16 protein-coding genes and 1 pseudogene are annotated in these 14294 nt (G+C 45.1%); all 17 read right to left on the bottom strand.

The annotated features are described in order from the left end of the window. Positions 1-2 precede the first annotated feature (2 nt). Complete coding sequence (gene ftsY, locus NG821_RS10460) at positions 3-965, bottom strand: signal recognition particle-docking protein FtsY (protein ID WP_252761611.1); 963 nt, start codon at positions 963-965, stop codon at positions 3-5. A gap of 151 nt (positions 966-1116) precedes the next feature. Beyond that, positions 1117-1272 (bottom strand): DUF4295 domain-containing protein, encoded by a 156-nt coding sequence (locus NG821_RS10455; protein WP_252761610.1) that lies wholly within the window; start codon positions 1270-1272, stop codon positions 1117-1119. Positions 1273-1286: 14 nt separating this feature from the next. Then, complete coding sequence (gene rpmG / locus NG821_RS10450; protein WP_252761609.1) at positions 1287-1475, bottom strand: 50S ribosomal protein L33; 189 nt, start codon at positions 1473-1475, stop codon at positions 1287-1289. Between the two features lie 4 nt (positions 1476-1479). Continuing rightward, the gene (rpmB, locus tag NG821_RS10445; protein ID WP_252761608.1) at positions 1480-1743 is read right to left on the bottom strand and encodes a 50S ribosomal protein L28; all 264 of its coding nucleotides are present in this window, start codon (positions 1741-1743) and stop codon (positions 1480-1482) included. 118 nt (positions 1744-1861) lie between these two features. After that, positions 1862-2377, bottom strand: a complete 516-nt coding sequence (locus tag NG821_RS10440; RefSeq protein WP_252761607.1) for a CinA family protein — start codon at positions 2375-2377, stop codon at positions 1862-1864. 51 nt (positions 2378-2428) lie between these two features. Further along, positions 2429-3454 (bottom strand): tRNA (adenosine(37)-N6)-threonylcarbamoyltransferase complex transferase subunit TsaD, encoded by a 1026-nt coding sequence (gene tsaD / locus NG821_RS10435; RefSeq protein WP_252761606.1) that lies wholly within the window; start codon positions 3452-3454, stop codon positions 2429-2431. Between the two features lie 20 nt (positions 3455-3474). Continuing rightward, entirely contained in the window at positions 3475-4341 is an 867-nt protein-coding gene (map, locus tag NG821_RS10430) for a type I methionyl aminopeptidase (RefSeq protein WP_252761605.1), read from the bottom strand. 18 nt (positions 4342-4359) lie between these two features. After that, on the bottom strand, positions 4360-4782 hold the full coding sequence (locus NG821_RS10425; protein WP_252761604.1) for a hypothetical protein: 423 nt from the start codon (positions 4780-4782) through the stop codon (positions 4360-4362). A 134-nt stretch (positions 4783-4916) separates the two neighbouring features. Continuing rightward, the gene (locus NG821_RS10420) at positions 4917-5537 is read right to left on the bottom strand and encodes an HAD family hydrolase (protein ID WP_252761603.1); all 621 of its coding nucleotides are present in this window, start codon (positions 5535-5537) and stop codon (positions 4917-4919) included. 35 nt (positions 5538-5572) lie between these two features. Further along, positions 5573-8374: a methionine synthase gene (gene metH, locus NG821_RS10415; protein WP_252761602.1), complete on the bottom strand. Its 2802-nt coding sequence runs from the start codon at positions 8372-8374 to the stop codon at positions 5573-5575. A 15-nt stretch (positions 8375-8389) separates the two neighbouring features. Beyond that, entirely contained in the window at positions 8390-8872 is a 483-nt protein-coding gene (gene smpB / locus NG821_RS10410; RefSeq protein WP_252761601.1) for an SsrA-binding protein SmpB, read from the bottom strand. Between the two features lie 19 nt (positions 8873-8891). Continuing rightward, positions 8892-9431 carry a DMP19 family protein gene (locus NG821_RS10405; RefSeq protein WP_252761624.1) on the bottom strand — a complete coding sequence of 180 codons (540 nt, stop codon included), beginning with the start codon at positions 9429-9431 and terminating at the stop codon, positions 8892-8894. Between the two features lie 379 nt (positions 9432-9810). Further along, positions 9811-10374 (bottom strand): NADH peroxidase, encoded by a 564-nt coding sequence (locus NG821_RS10400; protein WP_252761600.1) that lies wholly within the window; start codon positions 10372-10374, stop codon positions 9811-9813. Between the two features lie 89 nt (positions 10375-10463). Next, entirely contained in the window at positions 10464-10913 is a 450-nt protein-coding gene (locus NG821_RS10395) for a Fur family transcriptional regulator (RefSeq protein ID WP_252761599.1), read from the bottom strand. Between the two features lie 141 nt (positions 10914-11054). Next, complete coding sequence (locus NG821_RS10390; RefSeq protein WP_252761598.1) at positions 11055-12077, bottom strand: rhamnogalacturonan acetylesterase; 1023 nt, start codon at positions 12075-12077, stop codon at positions 11055-11057. Position 12078: 1 nt separating this feature from the next. Then, entirely contained in the window at positions 12079-13443 is a 1365-nt protein-coding gene (gene hisS / locus NG821_RS10385; protein WP_252761597.1) for a histidine--tRNA ligase, read from the bottom strand. A 43-nt stretch (positions 13444-13486) separates the two neighbouring features. After that, positions 13487-14173, bottom strand: a pseudogene (locus tag NG821_RS10380) (adenylosuccinate synthetase); the annotation flags it as partial. Positions 14174-14294: the final 121 nt, after the last annotated feature.

The raw sequence follows: 14294 nt of genomic DNA, 5'->3' as shown, positions 1-14294 counted from the left end.
CCTTACTTTTTACTGTTGTTGAACAGACTGTCGACAAATTCCTTTTTATTGAAGAGTTGAAGGTCCTCCATACCTTCTCCCAGACCGATATATCTTACCGGTACTTTCAACTGGTCACTGATACCTATCACGACGCCACCCTTGGCAGTACCATCCAGTTTGGTAATCGCCAATGAAGTGATCTGGGTAACGGCGGAGAACTGTTTGGCCTGTTCAAAGGCATTCTGTCCCGTACTGCCATCCAAGACGAGCAATACTTCGTCAGGGGCTGTCGGGATAACTTTCTTCATGACATTCTTGATTTTCTTCAATTCATTCATCAGACCGACCTTATTGTGCAGACGTCCTGCCGTATCTATCAGTACGACATCCGCATGATTGGCCTGAGCGCTCTGGAGGGTGTCGAAAGCGACGGAAGCCGGGTCAGATCCCATCTGCTGCTTGACAACAGGTACGCCCACTCGCTCTCCCCAGATCTCTATCTGTTCAACTGCCGCAGCCCGGAAAGTATCTGCAGCACCGAGGTAAACCTGTTTGCCGGCCTTCTTAAACTGGTAAGCCAACTTGCCTATTGTCGTGGTCTTCCCGACGCCATTCACACCGACTACGAGAATGACATAAGGCCGGTGATCCGTTGGCAAATCCCAAGACTCATTGTCAACGGAATTGTTCTCAGTGAGTAAAGAGGCGATTTCATCGCGGAGAATGCCATTCAATTCAGAGGTAGAAACATACTTGTCGCGTGCAACCCGCTTCTCGATACGGTCAATTATCTTAATGGTTGTATCAACCCCCACGTCCGAAGAGATCAGAATCTCTTCCAGATCATCGAGGACATCATCATCAACTTTTGATTTCCCGGCAACAGCCCGGGCGAGTTTGCCGAAAACGCTCTCCTTTGTTTTCTCCAAACCTTTGTCGAGCGTTTCTTTCTTATTTTTATTGAATAAACCAAACAATGCCATATTCTATATGTATTTTCTGCAAATTTAAGAAATTAAATCGAGAATTCTGACAGCTAGGGAGATTAATTTGAACTTGAGAGGCCTACAAACAGAAAAAGTCGCAATCTCCTTAGAGATCACGACTTATCAAATGTTTTACCGATTTATCGGCTTATTTGAAAAAATCCTTAACAGCTTCGTTAGGAACCATTTCCTCGTCGAAAACGTAAGCACCTGTTTTCGGACTTTTTACCATCTTAATTACTTTGGAATATGCGCGCCCATCCTTAGAACCTTCATGGAGGGTAGCAACTACTTTCTTTGCCATAATTATATCTCCTCTTACTTGATTTCCTTATGAAGAGTCATCTTCTTCAAAATAGGATTGTATTTCATCAACTCCAGACGCTCCGGAGTATTTTTACGATTCTTGGTAGTGATGTAACGGCTTGTACCTGGCAGACCGCTCTTCTTCATTTCAGTGCACTCCAAAATCACTTGTACTCTATTGCCCTTTGATTTCTTTGCCATGGTTTTATTCTCCTATTACTTTAATTTCCTTCCAATCGCAGAAGCCTTTGGAAACGGCACGCTTCAAAGCAGCATCAAGACCAATCTTGTTAATAAGACGCAGACCGGCTGCACTGATCTTAAGGCTAATCCAGCATGCTTGTTCTACATAATAGAATTTCTTGCTGAAAAGGTTGACATCAAAGTTACGCTTTGTGTGGTGCTTTGAGTGAGACACATTACAACCTCTCTGTGCCTTCTTTCCTGTAATCTGACAGATCTTTGACATTTCTATCTCAAATTTTTAAGTTCGTTAATTGAAACCTATTCCAAACAGCGTGCAAAATTACATACTTTTATTGGATTTACAAAATAATCTTTCGGAAAAACTTATCTTTTAAGATTTTTTATTTCTTTTCCGCATCCAATTCCTTCTCGTGCTCCTTCAGAAAGTTCAATAAGAGTTGTAAGGCTTTATTGGTTGCAATCCCAAGATTGATATCCCGACCGAAATCTTCTGTCAGTTCGAAAGTCCTGATATCCCCTGCATTGCCATAGCCCAGCCAAATCGTTCCAACAGGGATTTCTTTCGTCCCCCCTGTCGGGCCGGCTATGCCGGTAGCGCTGATTGCAAAATCCACATCCAAAGCCTTGATCGCTCCACTGACCATTTCCTTGGCAACTTCTTCGCACACTGCTGTCTGCTCTTCGAGTACCTGATGACTCACATTCAGCAGTTTTTCCTTGATCTCATTTGTGTAAGAGATGATTCCGCCCTTATAATAATTTGAAGCTCCCGGTACAGCAATGATCGCTTCCGCAATCCGGCCGCCTGTACAACTTTCAGCGGTTCCCAGTGTCTTTTCGTTGTTATAAAGCAGTTCTTGGATCTGCTTACTCAAAATTTTAGTTTCTAATTCCATTTTCATTGGTTTAAAATTAGGAATATCCCTTGCAGGATAATCAGGTGATCCTTATTGGAAAGTGACTTTGGAGAAAGCCGGTAATTCGATGGATGCGAAATCCTTGTCGAGATACTTGTAAGTACCCACACAAGCGATCATTGCCGCATTGTCTGTGGTATAACTGAATTTCGGGATGTAGATCGTCCAACCGTATTTAGCGGCATGCTCCTTGAAGGCATTGCGCAAACCGGTATTGGCAGAAACACCTCCGGCCACAGCAACATGGGTAATCTTCGTGCCCTCGACAGCCAGACGGAGTTTCTTCATGAGAATATCCACGATCGTATGCTCCAGACTGGCAGCAAGATCATTCTTATGATGCTCGATGAAGTCAGGGTCTTCAGCCACCCATTTACGCATGGAATAGAGGAACGATGTCTTCAGACCGGAGAAAGAATAATCCAGTCCGGCAACATGAGGCTCTGCGAATTTGAATGCCTCAGGGTCCCCCTGACGGGCGAGTTTGTCAATGATAGGTCCTCCGGGATAACCGAGTCCCATCACTTTAGAGCATTTGTCGATAGCTTCACCGGCTGCATCGTCAATGGTCTGTCCCAAGACCTGCATATCATTGTAGGCATTGACTTTTACAATTTGGGAATTGCCGCCGCTGACCAGCAGACAGATAAACGGGAAAGGAGGCATATGAGTATCCTCGTCATTTTCCTTGATGAAATGGGCCATGACATGACCTTGAAGGTGATTGACATCGATCAGTGGAATGTTCAAAGAACGTGCAAAACCTTTGGCGAAACTCACGCCTACCAACAGGGATCCCATCAATCCAGGACCGCGTGTAAAGGCAACGGCAGACAACTGCTCCTTGGTGATGCCGGCTCTCTTCAAAGCCTGGTCAACTACTGGTACTATATTCTGTTGATGAGCCCTGGAAGCCAGTTCAGGCACTACTCCGCCATAGGCACGATGCACCTCTTGGGAAGCAGTAACATTGCTCATAATCACTCTGTTACGAAGAACGGCCGCGGAAGTATCGTCGCAGCTGCTCTCAATACCTAAGATATAAATATCCTTCATCTGTATTACTTAATCCTAACTTATTCAGATAAAACTTCTACGCCATGTTCTGTCATGAGGAAGGTGTGTTCCCATTGGGCAGAAGGTTTCTCGTCTCCCGTGATGATCTCCCAACCATAAGGGTCGTCTGCATCCAGGAACACTTTCCATGTCCCCATGTTGATCATCGGTTCAATGGTGAAGCACATTCCCGGAACCAAGAGCATACCTGTTCCCTTATGACCGTAATGCAGTACATCTGGCGGTTCGTGCATGGCCAAGCCGACTCCATGACCGCAGAGGTCCCGGACGACACCATAGCCGTATTTCTCAGCATGCTTCTGAATGGCATGGCCGATGTCGCCTACAAAGCAATAAGGTTTGGCAGCTTCCGCGCCAATATCCAGACACTCCTTAGTCACGCGGACCAACTGTTCCTTTTCCGGCGTAGTCTTGCCACCTACGATAAACATACGGCTGGCATCAGAGTAATAGTTGTTCACGATAGTCGTCATATCGACATTGACGATATCCCCCTCTTTGAGGACATCTTCCTCTTTAGGAATACCGTGGCAAACCACTTCATTGATACTCGTGCATACACTTTTCGGAAAACCTTCATAGTTTAGTGTAGCCGACTGGGCATTATGCTCTTTCAAATAGTCGTTTACGATATCATCTATCTCCTGGGTATTCATTCCCGGGTGAATAGCTGCCTGCACCGTATCGAGGAGACCGTTGTTCACGACAGCGCTTTTGCGGATACCTTCGATTTGCTCAGGTGTTTTTATCAAGTCCCGAGTAGGCACTTCCTTGCCCTTACTCTCCCAATACATCACTTTCTTATCCAGTTCTGTCAGAGGAGCTCCCGGCAGGCAATGCCATCTCTTTTTCTGTTTAAACATCATTTCAGTAAATTCTAAAAGTCATTTGGACACTCCCTCACTCGACTCTTTGCCGGCGGAAGTATAATAATAAGTCCAATTGTATATATCGTTATCATTGAAGATCAATACGAAGTGACGCATGACCTCAGGGGTCGCCGTCCCATCGTAAGCAACTTTTATGGTATATTCTTGTCCCTTTTCGTTGACCGCATCATATTCCTTGTATTCCATGACGGAATCTTTATAATCCCTTTCGACACTCTTTACAGTGTACTTGTCAGGTCCGATATAGACTGCCTCATTTCCAACCCGCACGATCTTCATATTCACAGGATCAATCTTACCGTATTGCATCTTGCGAGCATCGAAAGGAACTTTTGCTATGACATCATAACTGGTACGCTGTGCAAATACCGACATGGTGAAAATGACAGCAAAAGCCACTAAAATTATTTTTTTCATCGAATCTTCCTTTTATTTATGTACTTCTTCTCGACGAAAAGGTATTGAAATAAGTATTCTTTTGCAAAGTTAAAGGAAAAGTTTAAATATTCAATATTCCATCAAATGAAAATACAGATTTTTAATTATTTTAATTATTTTAAATAATCGCTTATCTTGTTTATCCAGTCTTCTCCGTTTGAAGGACAATAGGTGTGCAATCCCAATTCTCTTGCAGCAGCCACATTTCGAGGACCGTCATCTACGAACAGACTTTCCTGCGGATTGATTTTCTCATGATCAAGAAGGTACTCGAAACATCTCTTGTCAGGCTTCATCAGTTTCATGACATAACTCTTGTAGGTTGCGTCAAAATAGAAAGACAAGGGATGGCCATGACCGTCAAATTCATTACTCTCTGCCCAACTCATCATAAACGGATTCGTATTCGTCAGCAGAATAACGCGGAAACCGGACTTGCGCAGAGAAATCAACTCCTCCAGATTAGCCTGAGGGAGTTGTTTGACATATCCTGTCCAGGCATAGCGACAATCCGCCATAGAGACCTCGCGGCCGATCGTGTCACTCAGTTTGCTGCGGAATTCCTCTGCACTGATCTTTCCGGACTCCAAATCCCCGAAGTAACCACTTTGCCTATAAGGATCCAGTTGTTGTTCCGCTGTCTTCAGTCCTATCTCCTTGAATCTGTTGACAGCCTGCTTCTCATCGATGGTGAAGATGACACCCCCTAAATCGAAAATGATATTCTTTATCATACTCTTTTATTTTTTATCCTGACGTAATTGATATTCTAGTTGAACAGGTTCAATTTGTTGTTCCTGGCATCATCCAGAGACAATAACCGTTCCTGCTCCTTCTTGTAGTTCTCCCGAAGGGAGGCATATTTTCTATCAAGTTCTTGCTCAAGTTTCGGCTCCTCTTTTTTGTTAAGCAGGCGCGAAGCTATGATAGGATTCTGACTGGCGTCCCTCATCCAGACAACAGGTCCGCCATAGACCGGAGCAATGCGCAAGGCTACATGCAACTGGCTCGTCGTGGCGCCTCCTATCATGATGGGAATGTTCAATCCAGCCTGGCGGAGTTGCTTGGCAACGTTGACCATCTCATCAAGTGAAGGTGTAATCAATCCGCTTAACCCAATGATATTCACCCTTTCGTCCAATGCTTTCTTTACGATCTGCTCAGCCGGTACCATCACCCCCATATCGATCACATCATAGTTGTTGCAGGCCATGATGACCGCCACAATATTCTTGCCGATGTCGTGAACGTCACCTTTGACGGTAGCCAACAGTACCTTTCCGGCTTTGGCAGAATGGTCTGTCCTTTCCGACTCGATATAAGGCTGAAGGATGGCAACCGCCTGTTTCATTGTCCTAGCAGTCTTGACAACCTGAGGGAGGAACATCTTCCCGGCACCGAACAACTTTCCCACTTCGTTCATGCCGTTCATCAGTGGTCCTTCAATGATATTCACTGCATGAGGATATTCAGCCAATGCTTCTTTCAAGTCGTCTTGCAGATAGTCAGAAATACCCTTCCTGAGCGCATAGATCAGGCGTTTATCCAGCGGCAGAGTCCGCCATTCATCTTGAGTTTGAGACGTTTGAGTTGCAGAAAGCCCCTGTGATTTTTTCGAATCATCATCCGCCTTGAGTTTGTCCGCCAGTTCTATAAGTTGTTCCGAAGCGCCCTTCTTCCGGTTGAGAATGACATCCTCAATGATTGGAAGTTGTGCTTCAGGTATATCATTATAAGTGATTTTTGCTGAGGGGTTTACGATCCCGAAATCCAAGCCGCATTTCAAACCGTAATACAAGAAGACGGCATGCATGGACTCGCGAATCGTATTATTGCCACGAAAAGAAAAGGAGAGATTGCTGATACCGCCACTCACGTGAGCACCGGGCAGATTTTTACGGATCCACTCTGTGGCACGGAGAAAATCCACGGCATAGGCATCATGCTCTTCCATTCCCGTAGCGATGGAAAGGACATTCGGATCAAAGATGATGTCCAGAGGATTCATTCCCACTTCCTCTACGAGAAGGTGATAAGCTCTTCGGGCGATTTCTATTTTCCGTTCGTAAGTGGTCGCCTGCCCCTTTTCATCGAAGCACATGACGACACACGCAGCCCCATAGCGTTTGACTTCTCTGGCATGAGCAAGGAATTCATCCTCACCGTTCTTCAGGGAAATAGAATTCACAATACCTTTTCCCTGAAGGCACTTCAGACCCGCAATGATCACCTCCCATTTACTGGAATCAATCATCACAGGTACTTTGGCAATATCAGGTTCAGCAGCAATCCTGTTGAGGAAATTCACCATTTCCGCTTTCGCATCCAGAAGGCCGTCATCCATATTGACATCTATCACCAAAGCCCCATCATCGACCTCTTTTCGGGCAATGGAGACGGCTTCATCGTATTTCTTCTCCCTGATCAGACGCAGGAATTTCCGACTGCCCGCCACATTACAACGCTCCCCGATATTGACGAATTTGACCTCAGGCGTCACATCCAACAGTTCCAGCCCTGACAAATGAAGTGTTTTGGGACGGGGGACAGGTTGATGAGGATGTTTCCCCTCAACCATAGGAATATATTTGGCAATAAATTCTGGAGTTGTGCCACAGCAACCGCCGACAATATTGACTAGCCCCTCATCGATAAAGGATTGTATTTTAGGAGCCATTGTCTCAGGCGTCTCATCATAAAGTCCCATGGCATTGGGAAGGCCAGCATTGGGATAAACACTGACATAATACGGGGATTTGGCAGCCAGATCTCTCAAGAAAGGTTTCATCTGTGCTGGTCCGAAAGAACAGTTCAGTCCGACGGAAAATATCGGATAAGGGGAAACGCTGGCCAAGAAAGCTTCCAGCGTCTGACCACTGAGCGTACGACCGGCAAGATCACTTATCGTCACACTGAGCATGATCGGTAGTTTGACTTTCAACTTCGCCATTTCAGTTATCGCCGCGTCAATAGCTACCTTGCAATTCAGGGTATCGAAGATCGTCTCAATGAGGATTGCATCCACACCCCCTGAAAGGAGGCCGGCAATCTGCTCGCTGTAAGCTGAAAAAAGAGTGTCATAATCCAAATTGCGGGCAGCAGGATTACTGACATCAGGACTCATCGAACAAGTTTCATTGGTAGGCCCGACAGAACCCAGGACAAGACGCGGGTGTGTGGGCGTACTCCATTCATCAGCACATTTCCGGGCGATTCGCGCTCCTTCAAAGGCCATTTTATAACTAAAATCTTCCAGATGATAATCACGTTGGGAGATGCGTTGAGAAGAAAATGTGTTTGTCGTAATCAGATCCGCGCCTACCTGCAGGTATTTCCGATGAATGTCTTCTATGATCTCCGGATGAGTCAGATTCAAGACGTCATTATTGCCTTTCATTTGAACAGAGCCGACAAGCACGCGTTCTTCCAAACTGGAAGAGATCTCCTCGTTCAAGAAATCGTTCTCCTCCAAATGGCACTTCTGGATCATCGTCCCCATCGCCCCATCGAGAACAAGGATTTTCTTTCGGATTAAATCACCTAAGTCAACTCTTTTCAATTGATTATCCATATACACATACAGAAATTAATAATGCTTGATGGCACGATCCATTTCTCGTCGGTCTTCTTTTTCTTTCAAGGTCTGACGCTTGTCATATTCCTTCTTACCTTTAGCCAAAGCGATATTCACTTTAGCACGCCCATTGTTGTCAATAAAAATAAGTGTAGGGACAATCGTATAACCGGGTTCTTTAGTTGCTTCCTGGAGATGTCTGATTTCCCTCTTGTTCAGAAGGAGTTTGCGGTCCCTCTTGGAAGGTTGGTTACTGTAAGACCCATAGAAATAAGGAGAGATACTCATTCCCTTCACCCAAACTTCACCTTTATATATATCGCAATAGGAATCCACCAAAGAAGCCTTTCCATTGCGGATCGATTTGATTTCAGTTCCGGTCAAGACAATACCGGCAGTCAGTTTATCAATGAAAAAGTATTCAAAGGAAGCCTTTTTATTTCTGATCTGAACCGAATTTTTCTTATTTGAATCGTGTTGGTCTTTCTTACTCATCAGTTGTCTCCTTTCTCAATCAATCATTCACAATCAAGGCGAAGGTACTTTTTCCGACGATATCACCTTCACCCGGTACGATATGCTCATCGATGTAATGGGCAATATCAGAAGTCCACTGCTCCTCATTCTCCACGAAAGCATCGTCAAAGTCATCAAATTGCGGGAATTTCTCGTATAAGGCCATAAATTCATCGTCAGAGCAATCCTTCTCGATCACCTGATGATTGCTGACATATAGCCCATGAGAGCGATTGATCCAGCGATAAAGATCGATCATGCCCCAATTGCGAAACGCTTTGTCTGTCGGATTCATATAAATGAAACCGCCGTATCCATTATGAATGAGTTGGATCAGGCCACCGTCCATCACTTCCGTATGCAGAACATCCCACCCCAGAAGAGTGATCTGGTCCGGGTTCAATTCACCCATATTCTCAGCGGTTAAATCTCCACCGATCGCCTTTCTGATGTTTTCCACAAAAACGCCTACGAACGCATCATCGCCTTTTTCCGCAGCCTGCTGCAGATCCTGATTATTTATTTTTACCTCTATCATAAGTGTCGAATAAGGAGTTTCTTTTTGCAAAGATAACGCAATTTTTTATTTATCCCTAACTATATAAACAAAAATGATCTTCATCAGGTAAAAAAATCCTACAGCATCCCCTAGGGAACAAAACGCCTGTATCCAAGTACCGATGCTGTGTCTATCCGACAGGACACAACCAACGCTCATCCTTCTAAACTCCAGACTTGCATTTAAGAGTGGACAAAAAAGAATATGACAGAAAACTCCAGTATCCGACTACACAGATGCGGGAGGTCAAAACACTTAGACTATGTACGTTTCAAAAAAGCATAAAAATAATGCCCGATTGATACAATCAGGCATTAACATCTTTGAATGTCCCTATGAGACCCATAGGGACAAGCAATTATTTAACGAAAAATCTCTTGTAAAGACCGATAAAACCGGCTGCATGGCGAGCTTCATCCTTAGCCATCTCATGAATGGTATCATGGAGTGTATCATTGCCTTCAGCCTTGGCTTTCTTGGCAGCTTCGAACTTTTCAGCGCAAGCACCCTTTTCAGCCTTGATACGAGCTTCCAGGTTAGTCTTGGTATCGTGTACCAAATCACCTAAGAGTTCAGCATAGCGGCTGGCGTGATTAGCTTCATCAGCAGCATAGCGTTCAAAAGTACGTGCAATCTCAGGATAACCTTCACGGTCAGCTTCACGAGCCATGGCCATATACATGCCCACTTCACTGCATTCACCTTTGAATGTAGCCTTGCAATGCTGGATCAGGTCATCAGAAACACCCTCTTTGTAAGCTGCGCCGAGATAGTGAACGGTAGCGAATTTAGCGTCTAAATCAGAATCACTGCCTAATTCCTTGAATTTGCTGCGCGGAGCTTTACAAATCGGACACTGCTCAGGGGGCTCAGTTCCCTCATAAATGTACCCGCAAACGGTACAAATAAACTTCTTTTTCATAATGTTTTTGTTTTGTATTTATTATCGCAAACCTGAATACAATAAGGACTCCGAAACCCGCCGGTCCCGGAGTCAAATCCTCAATTGTTTCAATTTTGATCTTCAGTCGTTTCTTTCTTCTCCTTGGCAGCACATTCAGCACAGAGTCCTCTGTAATAGAGTTGTTCTTCCTCGACGATATTGCCGTCGATGACAGTCTGCTTGCGAATGCGAGGAGCCTTTTCATCGAACAAGTCAATGATCTTACCGCACTTCTTGCAAATAAAATGGACGTGGGGATTAATGTTCCCGTCATAGCATACATGATGGTCATCAATGGTAATCATCTGGGCCGCATTATGCTCTGAGAGCAGGCGCAGTGTATTGTAGACCGTTGTACGACTCAAAGTCGGGATCTGATCACACAAACCTTGATAAACGTCATCTACAGTGGGATGATTGAAATGAGTCAACAAGTAATTCATTATTTCATAACGCTGTACTGACGGGCGAACGCCATTTTTGACAAGCCTCTGATATGCTTCATTCTTTTGTTCCATCTCGAAATTTTATTTTATTTTTATTCTGTTGCAAAGATATATCATTATCTTTAAAATCCCAAACAGATTGGGGGAAATATCATTCTAATGTTGAAAATTATACAAAACATAAATTCCTCAACACATTTTAAGCAAATTCTTTTACCTTATGACTGCTCCAAAAGCCTTTATATAGTGGATATTTTTCCCTTCAACGACTTTTGGCCGCTGCCATTTTCCTCCCAGCACCAAAATCTTTACAGGTTGTCCTTTAGGCGCATCGTCCACGGCTTGTTGCAGATCCATATAGTTTCCCCTCCCCTCATGGGAGACGACGAAATCATAGTGCCGGACATGCTTTTTCAAATCGGGGACTTTCCGTGCAATCTCATCCGCCAGAGCATTCGCCACGAGATGCGCACCATAGATATTATAATGCGTATTGTCCTGGCGCCCCTTGGGAATGGAAGGCACTTCACCGGGTCTGAACCACATGTGGAGTTTCCGACTGCCGACAATGCCCATCCTTGTTTCGAGGTCATGCGTCACCTTATTTGCATCCACAAAAGGGACATTCATCTCCTCTGCCACATTTCTGGGCGAGATGAGATAAGTACCGTGCGTATCGATCAAAGTATCACTGTTGACAGGTTCATCACCCGCATAAACAGTTTGTCTGAGGGATTCGTCATCCTGCCCCGGTTTGGTACGGTCATAAAAACAGCGTCTCACCACAGAGTTGAAAAGGACAGGACGGCCCTTCTTTTCCAAGGTCTCCCTGACATACATACGAAGATGATCATCAAAAGACGTTCCGGGATCAGTATGGCGGTCCTGGGCAGGTTTCTCATCATTATGTCCAAACTGGATGAAGACATAATCCCCAGACCGTATACTGTCATAGACCGGTTTCCAAAGTCCTTTCTGAAGAAAACTCTTGGAGGAATAACCGTTGACAGCATGGTTTCTGACGATAACCTTGTCATCGAAGCACCCCTGCAAAACCATTCCCCAACCCCTTTCAGGATTAGTCGACGGGTCCTTTTTATCTGCAGCAGTAGAATCACCGATAATGAAAATGGAAACAGGGTGCGTACAGGCACCGAGCACAACGGTAAAAAGCACCGGCAAAATCAACCGGCGACACTTTACACGTACAGGTTGTGATACACCCCATCTTCTCATCTCATTTTTTTATAATCGCTACCAGTTCATCAGCGGAGACCAATTTCTGCTCCCCGGTGCCCATGTTCTTCAGCGTGATTTTCTCAGCTTGGATCTCGTTGTCCCCGGCCAAAGCGACATAAGGGATATGCTTTGCATTGGCATAACTCATCTGTTTCTTCATCTTTGCCTTATCAGGATACATCTCAGTGAAGATACCGTTTTGGCGAGCTTTGGCAACGACAGGCAGACAATAAGCCGTTTCCTTTTCTCCGAAATTAATGAAGAGCAATTGAGTAGAAGTTGCCGTTTCCTTCGGATACAGGTTCAGTGTATTCAGAACATCATAGATACGGTCAGCTCCAAAACTGATTCCGACGCCACTCAATCCCGGCATACCGAAAATACCAGTCAGATTGTCATAGCGGCCACCGCCTGTAATACTCCCCATTGGGGTATCCAAAGCTTTCACTTCAAAGATAGCGCCGGTATAGTAATTGAGGCCGCGGGCGAGAGTCAAATCGAATTGGATTTCATTCTTCAGATTCAGTTTCTTCAATGTATCCAAGATGAACCGGGTTTCTTCTACTCCCTTAGTACCCGTTTCACTGTCTTTCAAGATATCACTGATAGCGGATAACTTTTCATCATTCGTTCCCTGCAGAGCCAGGATAGGTTGCAGTTTGGAGATGGAATCCTCACTGAGTCCGTCATTGTGGAGTTCTTCATTGACATTCTCAAGTCCGATCTTGTCGAGTTTGTCAATAGCCACGGTGATGTCGACCATTTTATCAGCCGCACCCATGACTTCTGCCATACCGGAGAGGATCTTCCTATTGTTGATTTTGATCTGGACCCTCACGCCGAAACGGGTGAATACCGTATCCACGATCTGCATCAGTTCGACCTCGTTGAGCAAGGAGTCAGAGCCCACCACGTCGGCGTCGCACTGATAGAATTCACGATAACGCCCCTTTTGCGGTCGGTCGGCACGCCATACCGGTTGAATCTGATAACGCTTGAAAGGCAACTGGATTTCATCCCTATGCATGACGACGTATCGTGCAAACGGCACAGTCAGATCATACCTCAGGCCCTTTTCACAGAGTTTCGGGGCCAAATGCAGGGCATTCTTTTCCCGGAGTTCATCGTCCGTGATTTTAGCCAGGTAGTTACCTGAGTTCAGAACCTTGAATAAAAGTTGGTCGCCCTCTTCGCCATATTTCCCCATCAAAGTATGAAGGGTCTCCATGGCAGGCGTTTCTATTTGCTGAAAGCCATATAGAGCATAGACGCTCTTGATAACATTGAAAATATAGTTTCTTTTTGCCATCTCCTCAGGGCCAAAGTCTCTGGTGCCTTTGGGGATGGATGGTTTTTGTGACATTCTTAAATTAATTTATGATAGTTACAGTTTATTTCTCCAATCATCAACCTCTGACGATTGTCGCCTTACGGTCAGGACCTACTGACAATATTGCAATAGGAGTCTCCAGATAGTCTTCAATAAATTGGATATAGTCTTTGAAAGCCTGTGGCAGTTGGTCTTCTGACCTGCATGTTGTCAGATCCGCATTCCACCCCGGCAACTCCTTATAGACAGGTTCTACACCTTCGATATCATAAGGAAGATCTTTCGTGGTCGTCCCGTCTTTCAACCGATAACTGACGCATGCCTTGATAGACTTGAAGTCATCGAGGACATCACTCTTCATCAGAATGAGTTTTGTGACGCCATCGATCATGACAGAATAGCGGAGTTGAACCAGGTCTATCCAGCCGCAACGGCGCTCGCGCCCGGTCACAGCCCCGAATTCATGACCCTTCTCACGGATGCTTTTCCCGGTAGCGTCGAAGAGTTCTGTCGGGAAAGGACCGGCGCCTACTCTCGTACAATAAGCCTTTGTGATTCCAAAGACATTTCCGATTTTGTTAGGTCCCAGACCAAGTCCGATGCAGGCACCGGCACAGATGGTATTACTGGAAGTCACAAAGGGATAAGAGCCGAAATCGACATCCAGCATCGTTCCCTGAGCACCTTCGCAGAGAATATTTTTCCCGGAGCGCAACAAGTCATTCACCTCGAATTCGCTGTCCACGAATTTGAACTGTTTCATTCGAAAATGTTTTTATTGCGAACAGCCAGTAAATCGGCTATTCAGGTTTAACTTATTTGTTTTGACACAATAAAAGAATAAGCAGGCTGCGGTATGCTGTCTGCGGCTATTGGCTTAGGCA

Source organism: Segatella cerevisiae (genome assembly GCF_024054555.1).
Taxonomy (GTDB): Bacteria; Bacteroidota; Bacteroidia; order Bacteroidales; family Bacteroidaceae; genus Prevotella; species Prevotella cerevisiae.
This window is presented reverse-complemented; position numbering and strand designations above follow the sequence as displayed.